The organism is Pseudomonas sp. FSL R10-0399, assembly GCF_009600165.1.
GTDB lineage: Bacteria > Pseudomonadota > Gammaproteobacteria > Pseudomonadales > Pseudomonadaceae > Aquipseudomonas > Aquipseudomonas helleri.
On sequence record NZ_WIWK01000083.1, the window covers coordinates 1 to 21106 of the forward strand.

The window sequence follows — 21106 nt, forward strand, 5'->3', positions numbered from 1 at the left end:
GGCACCGCGAGCTAGCAGCTTGCCGTCCACCCCTCTCACCTAACACCTTAACTCCAACGAAGACACAAGCGAGCTTGCCTCACGATCTTTTAAACGATCAAAAAATCGCGAGACTAGCTCGTTCCTACACAGCTGTCAGTGGCTGCTTTCCTTGTGATTATCCAGCGTCTCCAGCAGCGCCACCTGCATACGCGTGTGAATACGCACAAACCAGCGCCACAACACCGCCGCAACGCCCGCTGCCACCACGGCAATCACGATCAGCAGTTCGTTGGTCGGCAAGATGCTCGCCGACAAGGCTGACAGCAGCAGAAAAATCACCAGCAACGACAGAATCGGGATCACTTCAGCGATCACCCGACGCACACGCTGTGTGTGCCGCCCGGCCATTTCCGGTTTAACGCCCATCTCGGCCAGCAACATCGACAACGCTTTGAGCTTGCGATACGCCGCAATCAAAAACGGCAGCGACAGGAGCAAGGCGAGGCCCCAGATGATGCCTTTCTGCCAGCTCGGCTCCAGGATCCAGCCCTGTAGGTAACGCGCGATCCGCGGGGCGAAAAAGCCGCCGGCAAAGAAAATAGCGATCACCAGGGCCAAATTGACGCCCACCTGCAGCAAGATCTTGCGGATCATCGCCGCGAGCAAAGCCCCCTCGCCTTGCGGCTGAATGCTGCGCAGCCATTCCCCATACAACCCAAACACCCGTGACACACGCCCCGGCACCACGTGCGACAGCTTGAGCGAGAGCGGGTCTGCGGCGCGAATCAGGTAAGGCGTCATCAAGGTAGTCAGCACCGATACCGCGACCGCTACGGGGTACAGGAAGCTGCTGGTGACCTGCAAGGTCATGCCCAGCGCCGCAATGATGAAAGAGAATTCGCCAATCTGTGAAAGCCCCATCCCGACACGCAGTGAGGTGCGTCCGTCATTACCGGCGATAAAGGCGCCCAGCCCGCACGAAAGCATCTTGCCCAGTACCACCGCGACGGTGATCACCACGATCGGCAAGGCGTACTCCATCAAAATGGCCGGATCAAGCATCAGCCCGATGGCGACAAAAAAGATCGCGCTGAACAAGTCACGCACCGGCTCGATCAAGCGTTCGATTTTCAGCAACTGACGGGATTCAGCCATGATCGCGCCGATCAGGAAGGCGCCCAGCACCATGCTGTATTCCAGCCGGACCACCAGCAGGCAGAAGCCAAAACACAGGCCCAGCACGGTGATCAGGAGCATTTCGTTGCTTTCAAAGCGGGCCACATAGGCCAGCACGCGCGGCACCAGCAAGATGCCGATGACCAGTGCGACGATCATGAACAGCGACAATTTGCCGACCGTCGAAAAGACTTCTTCCGGACTCACACTGCCGCTCACGGCGATGCTCGAGAGCAAGGCAATGATCCCGATGCCCAAGATGTCTTCCACGATCAGCACGCCAAAAATCAGCTGCGCAAAGCGCTCGTTTTTCATCTTCAGGTCGTTAAGCGCTTTCACGATGATGGTGGTCGAAGAAATCGCCAGGATCGCGCCCAGGAACAGCGAGTCCATGGTGTTCCAGTCGAACCAGCGGCCAATTTCGTAGCCGATCCAGATCATCAGCGTAATTTCCATAAACGCTGCGATAAACGCGGTAGCCCCGACCTTGAACAGTTTGCGCAGGCTAAATTCCAGCCCCAGGCAAAACATCAAAAAGATCACCCCGAGTTCGGCCAGGGTCTTGATGGTTTCTTCATCGTGAATCAGGCCAAAAGGCGGGGTGTGCGGGCCGATAATAAAACCTGCCACGATGTAACCCAGCACCACCGGCTGCTTGAACCGGTGGAACAGAATAGTCACCACGCCTGCGACCAGCATGATGACTGCCAAATCCTGGATAAAGCTGATGGCATGCATGGCGTGACGCTCCTTTATAATTTTTGCCCGGCAACAAAACGACAGGCCCAGCTTGATACGCTGCGCATCTCGATAGTTTTAAGTGTAGGAATTGTCCGAACGAAGGACATTTGCACGCTAACAGCGCGACTTCTGGCTGAAAGGCGGTGCAATATATGGAAACAGATACAACAGAGCGTGACGACAGCCAAAGCGACAGCGTCCCGTTATTAACTGTTTCAAAAAATCACAAAGCGTCCGCAGAGATGCCCACTTCACTGCTGCAACACAACCGCGAGCCTGCTGCTATGGAACCCGGAAACTCCCAATTGTCGATGACGGTCTTGATGACCCCGGACATGGCCAACTTCTCTGGCAATGTTCACGGCGGAACCCTGCTCAAGTACCTCGACGAGGTCGCTTACGCCTGCGCGAGCCGCTACGCAGGACGTTATGTAGTCACCTTGTCGGTGGACCAGGTTATTTTCCGTGAGCCGATTCATGTCGGCGAGCTGGTGACCTTCCTGGCGTCGGTCAATTACACCGGCAACACCTCGATGGAAGTCGGGATCAAAGTGGTCACCGAAAATATTCGTGAACGTTCAGTGCGCCACACCAACAGCTGCTTCTTCACCATGGTGGCGGTTGATGACGACCGTAAACCGGCGGCTGTACCGCCTCTGCAGCCATTGAACAGCGAAGATAAACGCCGCTTTATCCAGGGCAAGCAACGTCGCCAGATCCGTCAGGAACTGGAACAACGCTATCGCGAATTGAAAGACGAAACGCTCTAAGCCACACCACCCAACCTCTGTAGGAGCGAGCTTGCCTCGCGATCTTTTAAACGATTAAAAAGATCGCGAGACAAGCTCGCTCCTGCACGGCATTGGCGAAAGTGGCAGCCTACAAACTGATCGGCACCGCCTCAAACCGCACACGCGGGTGGGCAATGCGGTCTTGCGCGCGCACCAGTTGCAACTCATAGCTGCTGCAGGCCTGGGTTTCGAGCAGCACTTCATGCACCGCTGCCGCTGCGAATTCAAAGGCCGCCACCAGGCTGTCACCCAGCAACACGCGCGCCAGGAATAACCCGGACGTCAGATCGCCCACGCCCACTGGCTGACGCGGAAAGGCCAGCAGCGGGCGGCGCAGGTGCCAACTGCCCTCGGCAGTCACCAGCAGCATCTCAAAGCTTTCTGCAGGCTTGCCGGGATACGACAAATGCTTCACCAACACCGCTTTTGGCCCACGCGCCAACAGGCTGCGCGCCATCGCCAGGCAATCGAAAAGTGATTGCGGCGCACGACCACAAAAGCTGTCCAGCTCCAACTGATTAGGGCACAAGAAGTCAGCGACGGCGGCCGCTTCGTCGAGCAGAAAATCACTTACCTCCTGCGGCACGATGCAGCCCTTCTCCGGGTGCCCCATCACCGGGTCGCACAGATACAGCGCATGCGGGTTGGTGGCCTTGATACGGGCCACGCCGCGCAGAATCGCCCGCCCTTGTGCCGCGCTGCCCAAGTAGCCCGACAGGACGGCATCACAGTTGCCCAGCTCGCCAATCGCAGCAATGCCATCAACCAGTGCAGGAATTTGTTCTGGGGCCAACACTTCGCCCGCCCACTGACCATACTGAGTGTGGTTAGAGAACTGCACCGTGTTCAGAGGCCAGACATTCACGCCAACACGCTGCATAGGAAACACAGCTGCGCTGTTGCCGGCATGGCCGAAAACCACGTGGGATTGGATGGCGAGTAAGTGAGGTGTACGTTTCATGCCGGATTCCATACTGCGGGTGGATTCAAGCCACGCAGTATGCGACTAAACATGACCTGTACGACAGGCTGAAGACACAGTTAAGCTGAACCCAATCTGTTGGAGCGCATTGAATGCTGACCCTGGGAAATATGTTTGTGCTGATGCTGCTGGCAACGGGCGCTGCCTGGCTGTGGCACAACCACGGCCTGCGTGAGCGTGCGCTCGAACGGGTCAAACAGCATTGTCGAAAACTCGATATTGAGTTGCTCGATGACAACGTGGCGCTGAAAAAAATTGGCTTTATCGCTGATGCCAATGGGCAAAAGCGCTTGGCCCGTGTGTATAACTTCGAATTTACGGTCACTGGCGATCAGCGCCATACCGGGACCATCACTCAGTTCGGCGCCCATAGCGCCAAAATTGACCTGCCGCCCTACCCGGTCAGGGCCGAGGAAGAACCTGAGCCAGCGGTCGTGCACAGCGCTCAGGTGATTGAACTCAGCCAATGGCGCCAGGAACACAGCAAGACCCGCCACTGAGTCGCCTTCATAACGTCCGCATCTGTCTGCGCTTGCCTCGCGATCTTCTGGTTGTCCAGAAAGACGCGAGTTGAGAGCGCCTGTGGATAACTTCGCTGAAACCCTTGATTTAGAAGCCTCGCGCCGATTTTTAGGCGATAAATCGGCTGCACACAGTTTAAATTGTAAGACAATTTTACCAGCACAAAATCCCGTAAACACTGGGTTTCAGGCCCTTCTTGGCTCAGCCCTCTGCCTTTATCAGGCAACTTTCCAGCCCGGCGCGGAGCACATCCAGGTCTTGCGGCTGCTCAAAGATCAATTCCAGGCGTGAATCCTGGCGCCACTCGCTGGGTTTCCAGGATTGCAGCGAGTTATCCACAGAATTACTCGAAAACCAGCCCTCTGAAGCCCTGACAACCAGCTTGGCGCGCCGCCAATCGAGGCTTTTCAGCCACTCTTGCAAGCGACTCACATCAAATTGCCGCGAGGCATGCCAGCGCCACCCCACACTCCAGCCTTCAGGTTGAAGCTGAGCCTGCTGAATAGGGATTCCGGGATCAGTAAAAACACTGCCAACCTGAATAATATCCTTATAAATCAATGACTTATCCACAGGATGAATATCTTTCATGTCGGCTGCAGGCAGCGATTTTAAAGGGATTCGGCCATTCTCGACCCATAAAATCGGGCACTTTGGCAGGCCGTATGCAATCTGCTCACGTTGTTCTTTTTGCACACTATGAGATTTATTCATGACCAATAAACCGGCACTTTTCAGGGCTGTTTGCTGGGTTTCGGGGAGCGTTTTTCCCTGAGCCATCGCCTGTGCATCGAGCACCATCACGCATGGCTGCAACGCCAAAACACCCAACCAGGGCGCCTCACTGAGCTGTTTTAAAATTTGCGCGGGATGTCCCAACCCCGACGGCTCGATAAACAAGCGATCAGGGCGGGCCTTGCGCAAGAGACGGCTCAAACCGATTTGAAACGGCGCACCGTTGACGCAACACACACAACCACCGGCCACTTCAGCAATGGCTATGGCGTCGCTTCCAGCGCCCATCAGGGCCGCATCCAGGCCAATTTGGCCGAACTCATTGACCAGTACAGCCCAGCGTTCGTCGGCGGGCTTTTGCGTCATCAGGTGCTGAATCAGGCTGGTTTTGCCGGCACCCAAAGGCCCGGCAATTACGTGGGTAGGAATGTTCTGCAACATCATCGCCAGCTTCTGTTTTGATCGAAAGCAGCAATATGCCTCAGGCCAACCAATCCAGGGTCAAAATCAGTCGCCGCTCACCGTCTGCCAGGGCCGGAGAACGATGAATCAACCCCGCACCCTCGTTGCCTTGCCATTTCTCGCCTTTGAGCAACGCCACATCACCGGTGTTCACCTGCTCAATACGCGATGGCTCGGCGGGTTCTGCCTGAGCCTGACCGAGATGACGACGGTTCATCACGCCTTCCTGCAACCACTGGCTCCCAAGCCCTGCGTACGTGGTAATAAGCCTGACAGGCACATGGTCGACGTGAAACCGTGGGCACATGGCCTTATCCAAGGCCCTGAGACGCAGGCCCACGCGTTTTGCGCCTAATAAACAGGCGTAGGCACTGACCAGCCAGGAAATATCAGCAATGAAGCCCTCATAGCCGTCCAGATCGTTAAATCGGGAGGCCAGGCCCTTGAGGTTGGGCTGGGCATTTTCATCGCCCATCTCAAGCACCAAGGCATCCGCCAGCGGTTCACCGAGCGAGAGCAACAGCTCTGCAAAATGGCTGATGTGCACTGGTAATTGGCGCTGCCAAATAGCCAGATTGACCTCATCATCGAGGATTCGCGTCATGGTTTCGGGCGTTTGCCCACTAACATGTCCGACCAACGGCCGGATAAGTCGTACAACGTTACTCATGCCGCCACCTCGTCATACCAGTCGCCGAACGGATCATTCAGTTGCTGCCAGCCCTCTACGCCGAGGGCCATTTCCTGGTCCGTGAGCAGGCAGGCATCCAGCTCGGCCGAAAGCAGGGCAAAGTCGATGTGCTGACCGATAAACACCAACTCCTGACGGCAATCGGCAGTCTCCGGCAGCCATTTTTTAAGAATTTCTGCTTTGGTTTCTGCGTCTTGCGGCCATTGCTCACGGGGCACAAAACGCCACCAGCGCCCGGCAAATCCGTAGCGCATCAGACCACCGGCCTGTGACCAGCTGCCCGCTTCCTGGTACTTGCTGGCCAGCCAGAAAAAGCCTTTGGAACGCAGCAATTTGCCGTTGGTCCAGGGGCGATCAATAAAGTTAAAAAAACGCTCGGGATGAAACGGACGCCGCGCGCGATAGGCCGTCGATGCAATGCCGTATTCCTCGGTTTCAGGCACGTGCTCACCGCGCAATTCTTGCAGCCAACCCGGCGCTTGAGCTGCGCGTTCAAAGTCAAAACGGCCGGTATCAAGAATCTTTGTCAGCTGAATTTCACCCATCACCATCGGGATGATTTCGGCGTGTGCATTCAAACGCTCAAGAATGGCGATTAATTCCTGGCGCTCGACACTGCTGATCAGGTCAATTTTGCTGATCAAAATCACATCAGCGAATTCGATTTGCTCAATCAGCAGGTCAGTGATTGAGCGCTCATCGTCCTCGCCCAAGGTCTCACCACGGGATGCCAGGCTTTCTGCGGCTTGATAGTCATGCAGAAAATTCAGGCCATCGACCACCGTCACCATCGTATCCAGGCGGGCGATATCGGCCAGGCTTTGGCCCGACTCATCGCGGAAGGTAAAGGTTTCAGCCACTGGCAACGGCTCTGAAATGCCCGTGGATTCGATCAATAAATAGTCAAAGCGGCCGTCATTGGCCAACTTGCTGACCTCTTCCAGCAGGTCCTCACGCAAGGTGCAGCAGATGCAGCCGTTGCTCATTTCAACCAATTTTTCTTCGGCTCGGTTCAGGCTGACGTCTCGCTGAACCTCGCCACCATCAATGTTGATTTCACTCATGTCATTGACGATGACCGCCACGCGCAAATCCTCGCGGTTTCGCAAAATGTAATTCAACAGGGTGCTTTTTCCTGCACCGAGAAAACCAGACAACACGGTCACTGGTAAACGTTTAGGCATGGGACTTCCTCATCAGGGTTGGCAGGTCAAAGCGCCCGCTTGAAGACTGACCCTATTCGGGCCTGCCGATAATGATACATTATAACAATACAAAGCATCAGAATTGTTATCTTGTAACACTCAGCCCAACCTCCCGATGGAAGACCTTTATGAATGCTTTAACCCTTCCCGACATTGCTTCACAAAACGCCCGACAAATTGTTCCACTGGATTGGGTCGGGATGTGTGGCATTGCCTTGCCGATTGTTATTGAAGGTCAGCGGCTCACGGCAACAGCCGACGCCGGCGTGAGTCTGGACGACGGCGAAGCGCGTGGCATTCATATGTCACGACTTTATTTAGCGCTCGAAATGCTCGAGTCGCAGGACCTGAACCCGCTACTTTTGAAAAAAATTTTGCAGCAATTTCTCGACAGTCACGATGATTTATCGATCTGTGCTTACCTGCGAATCCACACCCAGATGCTGTTAAAACGTCCGGCATTGGTCAGCCCACTGAGTGGTTGGAAGACCTACCCGGTGACCATCGATGCGTCTCTGAAAAACGGAATGTTCCACGTGGAACTAAAAATTGAAGTGAACTACTCATCGACTTGCCCCTGCTCGGCGGCCTTGGCTCGCCAACTTATCCAGCAGCAATTCGTGAATGACTTCGCCAACAAGCCGTTAGAACACGCCGATGTTTTAGCCTGGCTAGGCAGTTCGCAAGGCATTGTGGCGACGCCTCACAGCCAAAGAAGTACGGCGATTTTGCAAACACTGCTCAGCAGCGATCAGCGAGCCCTGCCGATCGAAGTGATCATTGATGAGGCCGAAGCGGCGCTGGGCACCGCCGTACAGACCGCTGTGAAACGTGCTGACGAACAAGCCTTCGCCTTGGCCAATGGGCAGAACTTGATGTTTTGTGAGGACGCGGCGCGGCGGTTGAATGTGGCACTGAAGACAGTGCCAGGGGTGCAGGGTTTTAATCTGAAGGTTGTTCACGCTGAAAGTCTGCACAGCCATGACGCTGTGGCAGAGAGTCGCTGGAACTGGAAAGCGCATTAAACCAATGGAGGGGTCGCGCCGCGTGGAACACGTTGCGCGGCCCCTCTGAATTACGTGCGGGGTTTAACGGCGCCGCAGTTTTGCCCCAGCCACACAGCACGCGTGTCCATGCTGCCTTTTTGCGCAACGCCCGTTGCATTGAATGAGCCGATCACCGCCGTGGTGAACTCACGGTCACTGGCAAATGTGGCGACTCCTGCCCCCTGAGCATTTGGGCAACTAAAGCGAAACTTCCACTGATTTCCACTACGCTCAGTGATCTGCTGATTGCACCCGGACTTGGGATCAGCCAGCGGAATATCATCCGACTGCACCTGTTCGGGTGTCAGGCATACACGGATACCTTTACCGCCCAGGGTGACGCCTTGGCTTTCCAGCTGAGCTTTCATCTCCGGGGTCATCATGTTCTGAAACTGTCCTAACATTACCTGCAGGTCTGGCAACTGTTGGCCGTCTACCTGCATATTGCTCGAGGTCACTTCCCACAGACCCGGTTGCAGCATTTGCGCTTGGGCCACAGGGATCGAAAAACCACACGCTAGAAACACCCCTAGCAGACGAACATTCATTAAGTCACTCCTATGGAATTGTCAGCGTTAGACGCCGAATGATCGCGAGTGTTGCACTCGAAGCTGAATAGCACATTCGCATCAGAACACGGTCTGTTGTACTTAGGGTTGGACATTGAGGAGTAAGGATACGCATGGATTTTTTAGGCCCGCACGTCATTGGATACCTGATATTACTGCTCCACAGTTTAGGCTTGATTGCCGCCGTGCACGCAGTGTTAACCGTCAGAACAGCACAAGGCGCCATTGCCTGGGCCATGTCATTGTTCTTTATTCCCTACGTGACGCTCATCCCGTATCTGATCTTTGGCCGCAGCACCTTTGACGATTACATCAAAGCTCGCCGCGAAGCCAATCAGGAAATGCGTGAAGCCATCAGTGACTTGAACTGGCGCCCCTGGGTGGAAGAAGCCCTCACCGCTCGGAACTCCAAAGCATACGGTTCGTTGCGCGCCATGCCTCGATTGGGGCGAATGCCGTGCCTGGCGAATAACAGCGTGCGTTTGTTGATCAACGGTACTGCCACCTTTGACGCGATCTTCAAAGCCATTCGCGCTGCTGAAAAAGTTGTACTGGTGCAGTTCTTCATCATTCACGACGACGACCTCGGCAAGAAGCTACAGACACTCTTGCTGGAAAAAGCCGCCGAAGGCGTCGCGGTGTATGTGCTGTACGACAGCATCGGTAGCCACGCCTTGCCCAAAAGTTATGGCGAAACACTGCGTGCCGGTGGCGTGCAAATCTACGCTTTTGCCACACGCGGCAGCTGGATCAGCCGCTTCCAGATCAATTTCCGCAACCACCGTAAAGTGGTGGTCGTAGACGGCCTGCTGGGTTTTGTTGGCGGGCATAACGTGGGCGATGAATACCTAGGCGCCAAGCCTCCGCTCTCGCCATGGCGAGACACCCATGTCGAAGTTAGCGGCCCGGTGGTGGCCTGCTTGCAGGAATCGTTTGCTGAAGACTGGTTCTGGGCATCGCGGCAATTGCCGCCGTTGATCCTGCCCAAGAGTTACCCCGAGACGGGCGTGCTCTGCCAATTCATGGCCAGCGGCCCGGCCGATCCTTACGAAACCTGCTCGCTGTTTTTCGTCGAAGCCATTCATGCCGCCAATGAACGGGTGTGGATCACCAGCCCCTACTTTGTGCCAGACGAAGCGGTGTTCTCCGCCTTGCGCCTCGCCGTGTTGCGCGGCGTGGATGTGCGCATCCTGATACCGTCGCGCCCCGACCATAAGATCGTCTTCGCAGCGTCCAGCCTGTATGCCTTCGAAGCGGTTCGCGCAGGGGTGCGGGTGTTCCGTTACCAGCCCGGTTTTATCCACCAGAAAGCCGTGCTGGTAGACAACGAGATCAGCGCAATTGGCAGCGCCAACATGGACAACCGCTCGTTCCGTCTTAACTTCGAAGTGATGCTGCTGACGGTAGACCAGGCGTTCGCCGCCGACGTGGAACACATGCTCATGGACGACTTCGCGTTGAGCCGCGAAATCACCAGTGAAGACATCAAGTCGACTCACCGCCTGCAGCAACTGGGTATGCGTGTGGCGCGTCTGGTTTCACCGGTTTTATAAGGGCACGTAAGACATGTCTGAACCTGCGATCGGCCATGTCCGAAAAGCCTCCCGCGTTGAGACAGTCTCTTAGCCTCTCCTTAAGCTGCGTAGCTCGGTGCAATGCCGAGCTACTCACTATAAGGATCAACACTCATGAAATTTTCGCTGATGGGTTTGCTGTTCAGCATCACGTCGCTGGCTCAGGCTGAAACCACCCCGCCGCCCGTCGTCCCCGCCATTACCGTCGAGTTCGGCAAGCCAACGTACATTCATCGATTGCACTACAAGAAGATGTACAGCGAAAAGCCTTTTGAAGAAGCCATCCTGTACTACTACGACAATGGCTTGTACAAGATCATTTCCCCAGGCGAAAACCACTACGGCGCCTATGTGGTTGAAGGGGCGTTTACCGATGAGGAATACAAGATCAGCTACATCTCCTTGCCCTCAACTGACTGGGGTGGAAACGTAGCGCGTCATGATCTTGTGTTTAAAAAGAAGGGGCTGACCTTCGAACAGAAAGCCGTGGCACAGGTGGATCAAAACATCCCACTGCAACATGGGCTTTACCTCCAGGAAATAAACCCTGAAGTAAGCCCTGTTGCAATTACGTGGGATTCACACGGTCAGCGATAAATATCCGCGCGTGTCGGTGGCAATTCAATGGAGCCATCGGCATGCGGTTTGGTCGCCAGGATCTGATCGATGTTGATCCAGCCATGGGCAAACGCGTAGGCACAACCTGCCAGGTACAGGCGCCAGATACGCAGGGTTTTTTCCGGGACCATTTTCGCAGCGGCTTCCAGATTGTTTTCCAGACGCTGACTCCAATGATCCAGCGTACGCGCGTAATGCAGACGCAAGCTTTCGACGTCGACCACTTCCAACCCTGCTTCGCTGATCTCGGCGGTGATCATCGACAGGTGCGGCAACTCACCGTTCGGGAACACATAGCGGTCGATAAAATCACCGGCCCCACGACCAACCGGACGGCCATCAGTGTGCTTGGCGGTAATACCGTGGTTCATCACCAGGCCGCCTTCACGCACCGCGTTGAACAGGATGTTGCAGTACTCATTGAGGTTGGCGTGCCCCACGTGCTCAAACATCCCCACACTGACGATTTTGTCGAAGCGGCCGTCTTGCGGCAGATCGCGATAGTCGAGCAGTTGCAGGTCGACCTTGTCTTGCAGGCCCTCGGCCTTGACGCGTTCACGGCCCAACGCCAGTTGCTCTTTGCTCAGGGTAATGCCGAAAACTTTGACGCCGTACTCGCGTGCGGCAAAACGCGCCAACCCGCCCCAGCCACAACCAACGTCGAGCAAATACTCACCCGGCTTCAGGCGCAACTTGCGGCACAGCAGGCGAAACTTGGCTATCTGAGCTTCATCAAGGGTCTCTTCGCCGGTCTCGAAATAGCCACACGAATAGGCCATGTCCTTATCAAGCCACAGCTGATAAAAATCATTGGACAGGTCGTAGTGGTAAGAGATGGAAGCGGCGTCGATTTCTTTGTCGTGGTGAATACGCGTAGGTCGAGTGTCCTCTTCCTCCACCAGCGCTTGGCTCAACTCATCACACACACGAATCACTTCTTTGACGGAGCCTTCCAGCTCAAGCTTCCCCTCAACAAAAGCGGTGCCCAACAGATCAAGGCTGGGGTGGGTAAACTCGGCAACCAATTGCGGGTCTTTGACCACAATCGTGACACTAGGCTTTGGCCCTAGATCGAATTGGTTTCCATCCCAAAGTTTAAGGCGTAATGGAAGATGAAGTTTCTGTAAAGCCGGTGGCAGTTGCGCGAGCATCAGTAAGTCCTCCTTCAATTCAGACATCGAAACTATAGGGTAGTCGATTAACCGAAACTGTCAGCTCAGTGAGCTGACAGCCAGAAGCCAGAGCGTGCGTGATGCATTTTCAGACCCTTACTGCGGCGTTTCTGACGCCACCAACGGCTCATGAAAACGAAGCAAACGTCCAGCATTCCCCAACACCAATAACGTACTCAAGTTGTGCAGCAGCGCGGCAATCATGGCGCCAGCCGCCCCTAACCAACCAAATGCAGCGGCGGCAACAATCGCCAGTGTCCAGCCCAGCCCGATGACCACATTGACCTGCAGGGTGTGCCGGCATTCACGGCTCAGTCGTACACACGTTCCCAAACGCCGCAAGTCACTGCCGATCAACACGATGTCGGATGACGCCAGGGCAATGTCCGCACCGCCCGCCCCCATCGCAACACCCACCACGCCGGCTTTAAGTGCCAGCGAATCGTTGATCCCGTCACCGACCACCATGGGCCTGAAGCCACTGTCGATTTCGCCCAGTACACGCTTCAATTTATCTTCGGGCAAGGCTTGGGCTTGTACTTCACTGATGCCCACCGCCTGCGCCAAATGGTCCGCCACACTTTGCCGGTCACCCGTCAGCAAGACCTGACGCCCCAGCCCCAGCTCGCGCAATTCGCGCAGCGCCTGTTGGGCTTCGGGCTTAACGCTGTCTGCCAACAATAACCAGCCAAGAAACTGTGTGTCCAATGAAAGACCTGCAATAGGGCCATCATGGTCCGGCACCGGGGTTGTGGTAATAGTCAATTGGTCGAATAACTCCGGCCGCCCCAACGCCGCTTCGCCCTGTGCGGTTCTGGCCACGACGCCCAAACCCTGGCGCTCGCGCACATCCTCCAGCGTCAGCAATTGGTCATGGCTGACCAGCCCGGCCAACGCCCGGCTCACCGGATGGCTGCTGGCAGCGCCCAAACTGGCGGCCAGTTGCAGCAACGTCTGATGCTCCGTGAGCGGTGTGTCGATGGCTTGCAGGCGCAACGTGCCGTAGGTCAGGGTGCCGGTTTTATCCACCACCAGGGAGGTCAAATCTGCCAGTTCTTCAAGGAACGCCGAGCTGCGAATCAAGATCCCGTGACGCGCCGCCACGGCGATCCCGGCAATGGCGGTGGCCGGTGCAGACAGCACCAACGCGCATGGGCACGCCGCCACCAACACCGCGAGCATGGCTTGGGCATCGTTGGTGATAAACCAGGTCACGGCGGCAATCATCAACACCAGCACCATGTACCCGCCCGCATAGCGTTCAAGCAAACGGGTGATCGGCGGCTTGGCGCGTTCGGCGTTTTGCATCAGGGCAATGACTTTGCCCAGCGTCGACTCTTCACCGGTGCGTGTCACCTCAACGCGCAGCAGGCCGTCCAGGTTGATCGCCCCCCCGTAAATGGGCATGCCCACGCTGACTTCCAGCGGTACCGATTCCCCGGTGATCGACGCCGTGTCGAGGCTGGCCTGGCCCGCCAACACCACACCATCGGCCGGCACACGATCCCCGGCGCGCACTTCAACCTGGTCCCCGGTCTTGAGCGTGCTGTTGTCGACCTCCAGCAAACGGCCGTCGGCCTGAAATAACCGCGCCTGGCTGCGGGTCAGTTTGCCCAGCGCATGAATGGCTTCTTGCGAACCGATCACGCTGCGCTCTTCCAGCACGTGGCCAAAAATCATGATGATCGGCAACAGTGCAGCGGTCAGCAAATCGCCGGTGGCCCACGCGCCCAACATCGCCAGGGCGATCAGTTGATCGGTGATGCCGTGCAGGCTCGGATAACGCAGGCTGTACCACGCCGAACGCATTACCGGCACCGCCACCAACAACGAGGCAAACCCCAATAACAATTGGCTGGTGCCCACTTGCAGGGGCATGAACCAGCGCCACACCAGCCCCAAGGCCAGCAACCCCAGCGCCAACATCGCCAGCGTCAGTTGCCGCGCAGCGCTGCGTTGCTCGGCGCTGCTCAGCATGCTGACCACGGGTTGCGTTGCAGACGTACTCATTGTTCGGCTCCCTGAATAATCAGACGGGAATCATCTTTAGGATCAACGGTGGTCACAGAGCCCGCCTGCCCGAGAATTTTTGGCACCCGCTCGCGGTATAAACGCAGCAACAAACCAGGGTCATTACCGGCCTGTTGTACCTTGGCCAAATTGACGATGGCCGCCGTGTCCGATTGCGCCAAGGCCAATCGTTCGCTGGCTTGGGCGTGAGCTTGCTCAACCGTACGGTCGGCTTCCTGGGTGGCGTTCTGGGTCGTTTTAGCGGCATCGTTGCGCGCGTTGGCCACGGCTTTATCGGCTTGCTGGCTGGCCGTCAGCACCGCGTTAAACGCGTTGACGGCCGGGCCCGGCAAACTCGATTGCACATCGACCCGCACTACCTCCAGACCAATGCCCTGCCCCGTTGCCGTCAGCGCCGCCAGTTGCTGATTGATGCCTTGCACCAAATCACCGCGCAAACGCTCACGCCGTTCCGCCGACTGTTTATCGCTGCCGAGCAGCTCCGGGCGCGCCACCAAAATAGTGTCCAGATCCCGCGCGGCAGTCAGCGCCACCGCGCTGCGGGTGACCACACGATCCAGCGCAGGCAACACATGCTCTGCTTGCAGCACGTAGGCATAAGGGTCGGTGACGTTGTAAAACACCCGCACATCCAGTTGCACAACGCCCGCATCACCGGTCAGCAAATACCCTGAGCCGGCCAGGGCATCGTTGATGGGCGTGGCAAAAGTGGCCACCCGATCCGCCTGCAGAGCGCTGTCCGAGCGCAGCAGGTTTTCGATCCGACGCTCACTCACGCGGTCGGCGGCAGGCACAATCACCACTTGTTCAAAAGGCCGCGGCCAGGCCAACAGCAAGCCGGCATTCTGGATGCGGTCCAGCGCACCAAAGCGCAACACCACTGCGCGGTTCTGCGGATCGATCTGCCGCACATTCGACACACCCCACGCCACGGCGGCGAACACCGTCACGGCATACAAGCCCAAAAACGCTAAACGCCCCGCTTGTTGCCACGGGCTGCTGACACGTGGCGTGTCTTCAGATGAGCCACTCATGGATGCGACCCAGCCTTGTTCTCCATGGACGGCGGCCCATCGACCAACACCCGGAACGGCGCCGCATCGGTGCGCAAAATCACTTTGGTGCCGGGGTTAACCATGGTCCCCAACGTGTCGAGCGAGCGCAGCATGTTGTACAGCTCTGGCGAACTGGCGTACGCCTGACCATAAATTTTCGCCGCCTCGACCCGCGACTGCGCTTCGATGTCCGCTGCTTTCACACTGGCATCGGCCTGCAGAATGCGCGCATCGCGCTCGGCCGCCGAACGGATTTGTGCCGCTTCGCGCTTGCCCACCGCAGTGCGTTCAGTGGCGATGGTTTCACGCTCGGCGCGCATGCGATCGACCGTGGCGGTGAGCGTGACCGACGGCAACGTCAGCCGCTCAACCCCAACTTGCAACACACGCACGCCATAGGTGCTGAGCAATTGCTGTTCGATTTGCTGACGCAGTTGCGCTTCGAAGTCGGCAATTTTGACTTGGCTGGCATCGGTGTTGACCAAACTGGACAGATCAAAACTGGCGGCTGTGGTTTCCAGCGCCGAGCCGACAAAGGTCCTAATTTGCCGGGCGGCTTCATCGGGCTGGTTCTGTACCGCGCGCATAAAACGCTGCACGTTTTCGGCATCGCCCTGCACCTGCCAGGCCACGTAGGCCTGCACGATAATGCGCAGGCCGTCGCGGGTGCCGACGTCTTGCAGGCCGCTGGAAGTGGTGCGCAAACGCAGGTCTACCGGCACGCTGACTTCAAACGGTGCGGGCCAGCGCCAGCTCAACCCAGGCTCCAGCAGCACCCGCGCCGGGTTACCGAAACGGGTGATAACAGTGGCTTCGCCGGAACGCACCTGCACCAGGCTGGCGGCTGCCACGGCAAATAAAACCAGCAAAGCGGCCCAGCCCATGCGCCGCCATGGGAACGGGCTCGGCTCATGTTCGTCAACATGATGGTGGTGATGATGGCCGTGATGCGCGTGGCCGTGGTGGTGGCCGCCGTGCGCGTGATGATCGTGTGAGTGGCTCAAAACAAAGCTCCTTACTGAACAGCTTTACGCGGCGCGACAGGATCGGCCGGCAGCGTGAAAGAACGCAGATCGAGGGTCGGCGCGTTGCCGTTGCCCCCAAGGCGGTGGTCGAGAATCAAAAGTTTGGCGTTGTTCATGCCTTGGCTGAGCTGGCTCAAATACTGCTCAAGAACAAAGGCGTGACCGGCCTCGCGGTAGGCTTTTTGTTCGGCGCCAAAACGCAGGTCCGAGGTCTGCGCCGTCGCGTTCACTTCACGCGCCGAAGCATTGGCCTGGTCCAGCGCCATGCTGGCCTGCAATTGCGCGACGTTGGCTTGCTCGCTGGCCGCGCCACGCTCGCGGGCAATCAAGGCCTGGGCGCTGATTTGTGCCGCCTGAACGGCGTGATACGCATTGGCCGCCCCGGCAGGCGGATGGATCGCCTCGACCACCGTGGCCAGAATCTCGACGCCGCTGCCCAGCGAATCCAGATCGGCCTGCACGGCGTGGCCAATGTCACTGGCCAACTCGGTACGTTGTTCGCCGAGCAAATCATCGAGGGTGCGCGAGGCAAAGTCGTGCACCAGAATGCGGCTCGCGGTACTGCGAATCAGCGTCGGCACATCGGCACTGTGGTACGTCGCGGCAATCGCGGCTTGATCGCTCAAGCCGATGCGGTACACAAAACGCACGTCCATGTTCACGATCTGAAAGCCCTGCTTGTCACCGCCACCGCTGGCAATGACCTGGGATTTGTCATTCACATGCGTCGCGTCCCACAAGCGGTTGGCCGTCAACGGTGGCAAGCCGTCAGCCGACGCCAGCACAGGGTCCGCCGCCGACTCGGTGCTGGTCGCCAGCTCATGCACTACCCCGTTTTCGACCATCAGCACCCGGCCCAACGGCCAAGGCAGCCCTGCGTGCAAACCCGGCCCGAACACTTCAACCGGCTTGCCAAAACGTTCGTAAATGCCGCGTCCTTGCAACGGGACTTCATTCACACCGCTGAGTATCCAGCCCACCGCGACGATCACCGCCAGCACCGGCAGGAACGCTTTGCGCATGTAGCTGAACGCCCAGATTTGCCGCAGGTCGATGCCAAACCGGTTATGCAATTCGTGCTGCAGCGCCAGCAGCGGTTGCGGTGGCCAGCGCAGCATCCCGGCAATAAAACTCTGCGCGATCATGCGCGGTTCAAGCCGATCGCGGCGTGGGCTGAAAATCGCCGCCACGGCCCGAAGGATTAACTCAATCGCCACCGCCGCGGGCAGCACGCCCAGCAATACTGCAAGGCGAGCGGGCCATTCGGCCTCGGCGCTGCTGAACAGCAGACATAACGCACTGAGCAAAAAAGTCAGGATCGGCACACGCACCAGCGGTGCCAGTAAGCGGGCTTCCGGCCAGCGTGCTTCGGGTTGCTGCGCCAGGTAGCGTTCGAACACCAGCAATACAAACGCCAGCAACACCGCCACTCCGGCGACCACTCGCCCGCCCGTGCCTAAATCGGCACCGGCCAGCGACACGTCCCAACTGTGCTGCACACACCACACGGCCAGGCCGCCGACGCCCGCCAGCCAAAAGACCGGCGCCCCGATCGAGGCCAAAAACCGATGCGACCCGCGACTCAACCTTTGGCAAAAACGCTCGTAGGCACTGAGCGGCTCGGCGGGCTGTTCTTCGATCAATTCAGGTGCAGGATTGAGCGCTGCCTTGCGCCAGTCCGCCACCCAAAACGCCGATTGCGCCCCTGCCGCCACCACTAACAACGCAGCGACGTTGTTATTGAGCAGTGCAGGCCACAACGAACTCGGGGCAAAAAGACCAATAAAAAAACCGACCGTCCAGAGCATGATTGCCAGGGCGGCCAGTCCAACGCCTAACTGAAAAAGTTGACGCGCCTGAACGGTGGCACTTTGAAAACGAGACAAAGACTCAAGGCCACCCTCCTCGGCATCTAAATCGACACGCATGGAAGCTCCACTGTTTGATGAATATAGTTACGATATAACAAACAATGTGAAACTTCTGCGGGCGACCAGCGATCTTCATCTTGGCGCGAAGTCGGGGATAAACAGTCCGAAACGTGGGCCGTTTTTGAAAGCGGTTAAACCGGTAAATGATTGAGCGGCAGGACAACTGGCGCCTTGACCGTCTGGATCGCAAAGTTACTGCGAATATCACTGACACCCGGCAACTTGAGCAACACGCCGGTTAAAAATCGCTCATACCCGCGTAAGTCTGGCACCACAACCTGCAATAAAAAATCAGATTCTCCTGACACCAAAAAAGCCGAAATCACTTCTGGCAATGCCGTTACAGCGACACGAAACGCCTCCGCCTCATCTTCGTGATGGCGTTCAACCTTGATCCCGATAAACACCGTCAATCCCAAACCGACCTCATCGCGATCCAGATTGGCCTGATATCCGCGAATCACCCCCGCCTCTTCCAGCAACCGAACCCGACGCAAACACGGCGACGCAGACAGGCCAATTTCGTCGGCCAGGTCCACATTGCTCAAGCGCCCATCACGCTGCAAGGCGTCGAGAATGCGCCGGTCAAAAGCATCCAATTTTATTTTTGGCATATTCAAATTCTTTTGATGATCAAAAAGGTGGTTTCTGCCAAGACTAGACCTTCTTGAGGCTGAATACGCAACCACCTGCGCGTGCCTTCCCCCCTAAAATCGTGGCTCACCTGCTATCGAGATGGGTCGCCATGGGGATGTTTCTGATTGCGCTGGTTGTGATTTACCTGATGCCCGGGCCGGACATGATATTGCTGCTGCAAACCGGTGCCCGACATGGGCGCGCATTGGCCCTCAGCACCGCGTTGGGCTTGGGCATTGCCCGGGCCTGCCATGTTTTTCTGGCCGCGGTGGGCTTGGCTGCACTGTTTAAAACAGCGCCCTGGACCTTTGATGGCGTGCGTTTGATCGGCGCAGCTTATTTAGTGTGGCTGGGCGTGCGCATGCTCAAACCCGGCATGCTCACCCACTTGACCCTCGCCACGGGCGTGGTCAAAGAACCTGAATTGACTTGGGCTGGCGCGCTGCGACGTGGCGTGTTGACCAACCTGCTCAACCCCAAGGCCTTACTGTTTTGCTCGGTGCTGCTGCCGCAATTTATCGACAACCAGGCAGGCACCGTGGGCGCGCAGTTTTTTGGCTTGGGCGTGGTGCTGGTGATCGTCGGCCTGATGTTTGACAGCCTTTACGCCATGGCCGGGGCCTCGTTGGGTCAATGGCTCAACAACAGCCCCCGGGCACAGCGTGTTCAACAGTGGTTATTTGGCAGCCTGTTGATCTGTTTCGCCTTGCGCCTGGCGTTCGTTCAACAGGCCTGAGCCGCAGGTTTAAGGCTGCGGGTGGGCAATCAAGTGCTTGGCCAGCGCCTCGAATGCCGGGATGGTCACCGGGTCGTTTGCCGCGTTGCCGGCAATCGGATTGGACGCATAGCGCACGATCACCATCTCGGCTTTAGGGTCGATGTAGGTGCGCTGCCCATACACACCGCGTGCCATAAAGGCGCCATCGGCGTTGTGCGTCACCCACCACATGTCGCGATAACTGCCACCTTTGAGCAGGTCATAACCGGCTTTGGCAAACGCAGCTTTATCGCCACCTGCGCGAATATCATCCACCACGGCCTTGGGCACGATTTGCTCGCCCAGATACTGGCCGTTATTGCGGATCATCTCACCAAACCGCGCCATGTCCCGCAGCCCGGAGTTCAACCCGCCACCGGCAAACGGCGTACCGATGGAGTCCACAGAGAAGTACGCATCCTGTTCGGCGCCCAGGCGCTGCCAGATTTTTTCTGACAACAGTTGTGCCACGTTTTTCCCGGTGACCCGGGCGATCACCCAGCCCAGCACATCGGTGTTCACCGTTTTATAGGCGAAGGCTTTACCGTGTTCACCCTCGGGTTGCACGGTCTGCAAGTACTCCATGTACGTTTGCGGGCCGGTGTAATCCTTGGGCTTGGGCAGCGGGTTACCCGCCTGTGCGTGCTTCCAGACTTCAGCGTTGGGGTCAGCATAGTCTTCGCTGAATTTAAGCCCGGTGGTCATGTCCAGCACCTGGCGCAACGTCGCGCTGCCAAAGGCGGACTTGGCCAACTCGGGCACGTAATCCGCCACTTTTTTATTGGCGTCCAGCGTGCCATCGGCCACCAGCATGGCGCCCATTGTGCCCACCACCGATTTGGTCATGGACATGGCGGCATGCTGGCCTTGGGGGCTCAACACGCCGAAATACCGCTCATAGACAATTTTGCCGCGGTGCAGCACCACAATGCCGTCGGTGTAATTGGCCGCCAGCGACTGCTCCCAGGTCATCGGTTTTTGCCCACCGAGGGGCGTAAACGTCAGGGCGTCGATATCGCTGCGTAACGCCTGCGCCAACGGCACGGGCGCGCCCAAGCCACGGGACACATTGGTGGTGGGCATCAGTTGGCGGAAGTTGGAAACGCTCCAGCGCATGGCCGGAAACTTGAAATAACTGCCATCGGCAAACCGCACAATCCGGTCAGGCGGCGGAGGCGCACCGACCATCCAGCCCAGGGTCTTGGGGTCACTGGCGGCGGCATCGGGGTAAGTTGTTTTATCGCCAGCACAGGCAATGGACGCTGCCAGACAAGACAGCAAGAACACCACGCTTGTGCGTGCGGGTTTGAACAAATGCTTAAGCATACAAACGCCTCAATAAAGGAACGAGACCCGGCCAAGCGCTGAGTTGATTGTTCCATTACCAACCCATAGCCGCGCACTA

Annotated in this window: 19 protein-coding genes and 1 pseudogene; 7 read left to right on the top strand and 13 right to left on the bottom strand. The window is 57.4% G+C overall.

Translation table 11 applies throughout. The features are described from left to right. Nucleotides 1-135: 135 nt before the first annotated feature. Entirely contained in the window at nt 136-1896 is a 1761-nt protein-coding gene (locus tag GHO41_RS20635) for a cation:proton antiporter (protein ID WP_048373721.1), read from the bottom strand. A 287-nt stretch (nt 1897-2183) separates the two neighbouring features. Between GHO41_RS20635 and GHO41_RS20640 the strand changes: the two genes are divergently transcribed. Next, nucleotides 2184-2669, top strand: coding sequence for an acyl-CoA thioesterase (locus GHO41_RS20640; RefSeq protein WP_048373808.1), 486 nt, complete (start codon nt 2184-2186; stop codon nt 2667-2669). A 109-nt stretch (nt 2670-2778) separates the two neighbouring features. Here GHO41_RS20640 and pdxY read toward each other — a convergent pair whose 3' ends face one another. Further along, entirely contained in the window at nt 2779-3651 is an 873-nt protein-coding gene (gene pdxY, locus GHO41_RS20645; protein ID WP_048373495.1) for a pyridoxal kinase PdxY, read from the bottom strand. 113 nt (nt 3652-3764) lie between these two features. On the opposite strand from pdxY, the gene GHO41_RS20650 reads away from it, so the two are divergent. Beyond that, nucleotides 3765-4172: a DUF3301 domain-containing protein gene (locus GHO41_RS20650; protein WP_048373496.1), complete on the top strand. Its 408-nt coding sequence runs from the start codon at nt 3765-3767 to the stop codon at nt 4170-4172. Between the two features lie 223 nt (nt 4173-4395). Here the strand turns inward: GHO41_RS20650 and GHO41_RS20655 are convergent, their stop codons facing one another. From GHO41_RS20655 to zigA, 3 genes are read right to left on the bottom strand one after another with little or no spacing between them, the layout of a single operon-like run. Continuing rightward, nucleotides 4396-5370 carry a GTP-binding protein gene (locus tag GHO41_RS20655; protein ID WP_153434530.1) on the bottom strand — a complete coding sequence of 325 codons (975 nt, stop codon included), beginning with the start codon at nt 5368-5370 and terminating at the stop codon, nt 4396-4398. A gap of 40 nt (nt 5371-5410) precedes the next feature. Further along, nucleotides 5411-6061 (bottom strand): DUF1826 domain-containing protein, encoded by a 651-nt coding sequence (locus GHO41_RS20660; protein ID WP_048373498.1) that lies wholly within the window; start codon nt 6059-6061, stop codon nt 5411-5413. Beyond that, nucleotides 6058-7266, bottom strand: a complete 1209-nt coding sequence (zigA, locus tag GHO41_RS20665; RefSeq protein WP_153434519.1) for a zinc metallochaperone GTPase ZigA — start codon at nt 7264-7266, stop codon at nt 6058-6060. The genes GHO41_RS20660 and zigA overlap by 4 nt, the downstream gene beginning before the upstream one ends. 149 nt (nt 7267-7415) lie before the next feature. Between zigA and folE2 the strand changes: the two genes are divergently transcribed. Then, complete coding sequence (gene folE2, locus GHO41_RS20670) at nt 7416-8312, top strand: GTP cyclohydrolase FolE2 (protein WP_153434520.1); 897 nt, start codon at nt 7416-7418, stop codon at nt 8310-8312. 50 nt (nt 8313-8362) lie between these two features. Here folE2 and GHO41_RS20675 read toward each other — a convergent pair whose 3' ends face one another. Further along, on the bottom strand, nt 8363-8881 hold the full coding sequence (locus GHO41_RS20675; RefSeq protein ID WP_048373504.1) for a DUF3617 domain-containing protein: 519 nt from the start codon (nt 8879-8881) through the stop codon (nt 8363-8365). 115 nt (nt 8882-8996) lie between these two features. Here GHO41_RS20675 and GHO41_RS30790 point away from each other — a divergent pair. The 3 genes and pseudogenes from GHO41_RS30790 to GHO41_RS20685 form a co-directional block, all read left to right on the top strand. Then, nucleotides 8997-9077 (top strand): annotated as a pseudogene (locus GHO41_RS30790) (hypothetical protein); the annotation flags it as partial. Further along, nucleotides 9076-10455 carry a cardiolipin synthase gene (gene cls / locus GHO41_RS20680; RefSeq protein ID WP_371928986.1) on the top strand — a complete coding sequence of 460 codons (1380 nt, stop codon included), beginning with the start codon at nt 9076-9078 and terminating at the stop codon, nt 10453-10455. The pseudogene GHO41_RS30790 and the gene cls, both read left to right, overlap by 2 nt. Before the next feature lie 135 nt (nt 10456-10590). Then, a complete protein-coding gene (locus GHO41_RS20685) occupies nt 10591-11073 on the top strand; it encodes a hypothetical protein (protein WP_153328742.1) in 483 nt (160 codons plus the stop codon). Here GHO41_RS20685 and cfaB read toward each other — a convergent pair. The 6 genes from cfaB to GHO41_RS20715 form a co-directional block, all read right to left on the bottom strand. Then, nucleotides 11064-12245 carry a C17 cyclopropane fatty acid synthase CfaB gene (gene cfaB, locus GHO41_RS20690; protein ID WP_048373509.1) on the bottom strand — a complete coding sequence of 394 codons (1182 nt, stop codon included), beginning with the start codon at nt 12243-12245 and terminating at the stop codon, nt 11064-11066. The genes GHO41_RS20685 and cfaB overlap by 10 nt on opposite strands. A 117-nt stretch (nt 12246-12362) precedes the next feature. Further along, on the bottom strand, nt 12363-14276 hold the full coding sequence (locus GHO41_RS20695) for a cation-translocating P-type ATPase (RefSeq protein ID WP_048373512.1): 1914 nt from the start codon (nt 14274-14276) through the stop codon (nt 12363-12365). Further along, on the bottom strand, nt 14273-15331 hold the full coding sequence (hflK, locus tag GHO41_RS20700; RefSeq protein WP_048373514.1) for a protease modulator HflK: 1059 nt from the start codon (nt 15329-15331) through the stop codon (nt 14273-14275). The genes GHO41_RS20695 and hflK (GHO41_RS20700) overlap by 4 nt, the downstream gene beginning before the upstream one ends. Next, nucleotides 15328-16356, bottom strand: coding sequence for a protease modulator HflC (gene hflC / locus GHO41_RS20705; protein WP_153434522.1), 1029 nt, complete (start codon nt 16354-16356; stop codon nt 15328-15330). The genes hflK (GHO41_RS20700) and hflC overlap by 4 nt, the downstream gene beginning before the upstream one ends. Nucleotides 16357-16367: 11 nt before the next feature. Continuing rightward, the gene (gene hflK / locus GHO41_RS20710) at nt 16368-18305 is read right to left on the bottom strand and encodes a protease modulator HflK (RefSeq protein ID WP_153434523.1); all 1938 of its coding nucleotides are present in this window, start codon (nt 18303-18305) and stop codon (nt 16368-16370) included. A 134-nt stretch (nt 18306-18439) separates the two neighbouring features. Beyond that, on the bottom strand, nt 18440-18913 hold the full coding sequence (locus GHO41_RS20715; protein WP_371928987.1) for an Lrp/AsnC family transcriptional regulator: 474 nt from the start codon (nt 18911-18913) through the stop codon (nt 18440-18442). Nucleotides 18914-19059: 146 nt separating this feature from the next. Between GHO41_RS20715 and GHO41_RS20720 the strand changes: the two genes are divergently transcribed. Continuing rightward, on the top strand, nt 19060-19680 hold the full coding sequence (locus GHO41_RS20720; protein WP_178126551.1) for a LysE family translocator: 621 nt from the start codon (nt 19060-19062) through the stop codon (nt 19678-19680). Between the two features lie 9 nt (nt 19681-19689). On the opposite strand, the gene GHO41_RS20725 is transcribed toward GHO41_RS20720, so the two are convergent. Next, complete coding sequence (locus GHO41_RS20725) at nt 19690-21027, bottom strand: serine hydrolase (RefSeq protein WP_153434526.1); 1338 nt, start codon at nt 21025-21027, stop codon at nt 19690-19692. Nucleotides 21028-21106: the final 79 nt, after the last annotated feature.

Coding starts and splice junctions, on each gene's coding strand:
- hflK (WP_048373514.1), bottom strand. CDS start 15,331: ATGAGTGGCTCATCTGAAGACACGCCACGTGTCAGCAGCCCGTGGCAA.
- GHO41_RS20725 (WP_153434526.1), bottom strand. CDS start 21,027: ATGCTTAAGCATTTGTTCAAACCCGCACGCACAAGCGTGGTGTTCTTG.
- GHO41_RS20675 (WP_048373504.1), bottom strand. CDS start 8,881: ATGAATGTTCGTCTGCTAGGGGTGTTTCTAGCGTGTGGTTTTTCGATC.
- cfaB (WP_048373509.1), bottom strand. CDS start 12,245: ATGCTCGCGCAACTGCCACCGGCTTTACAGAAACTTCATCTTCCATTA.
- GHO41_RS20655 (WP_153434530.1), bottom strand. CDS start 5,370: ATGTTGCAGAACATTCCTACCCACGTAATTGCCGGGCCTTTGGGTGCC.
- GHO41_RS20660 (WP_048373498.1), bottom strand. CDS start 6,061: ATGAGTAACGTTGTACGACTTATCCGGCCGTTGGTCGGACATGTTAGT.
- GHO41_RS20635 (WP_048373721.1), bottom strand. CDS start 1,896: ATGCATGCCATCAGCTTTATCCAGGATTTGGCAGTCATCATGCTGGTC.
- GHO41_RS20685 (WP_153328742.1), top strand. CDS start 10,591: ATGAAATTTTCGCTGATGGGTTTGCTGTTCAGCATCACGTCGCTGGCT.
- GHO41_RS20695 (WP_048373512.1), bottom strand. CDS start 14,276: ATGAGTACGTCTGCAACGCAACCCGTGGTCAGCATGCTGAGCAGCGCC.
- pdxY (WP_048373495.1), bottom strand. CDS start 3,651: ATGAAACGTACACCTCACTTACTCGCCATCCAATCCCACGTGGTTTTC.
- hflK (WP_153434523.1), bottom strand. CDS start 18,305: ATGCGTGTCGATTTAGATGCCGAGGAGGGTGGCCTTGAGTCTTTGTCT.
- GHO41_RS20640 (WP_048373808.1), top strand. CDS start 2,184: ATGGAACCCGGAAACTCCCAATTGTCGATGACGGTCTTGATGACCCCG.
- GHO41_RS20650 (WP_048373496.1), top strand. CDS start 3,765: ATGCTGACCCTGGGAAATATGTTTGTGCTGATGCTGCTGGCAACGGGC.
- GHO41_RS20720 (WP_178126551.1), top strand. CDS start 19,060: ATGTTTCTGATTGCGCTGGTTGTGATTTACCTGATGCCCGGGCCGGAC.
- zigA (WP_153434519.1), bottom strand. CDS start 7,266: ATGCCTAAACGTTTACCAGTGACCGTGTTGTCTGGTTTTCTCGGTGCA.
- folE2 (WP_153434520.1), top strand. CDS start 7,416: ATGAATGCTTTAACCCTTCCCGACATTGCTTCACAAAACGCCCGACAA.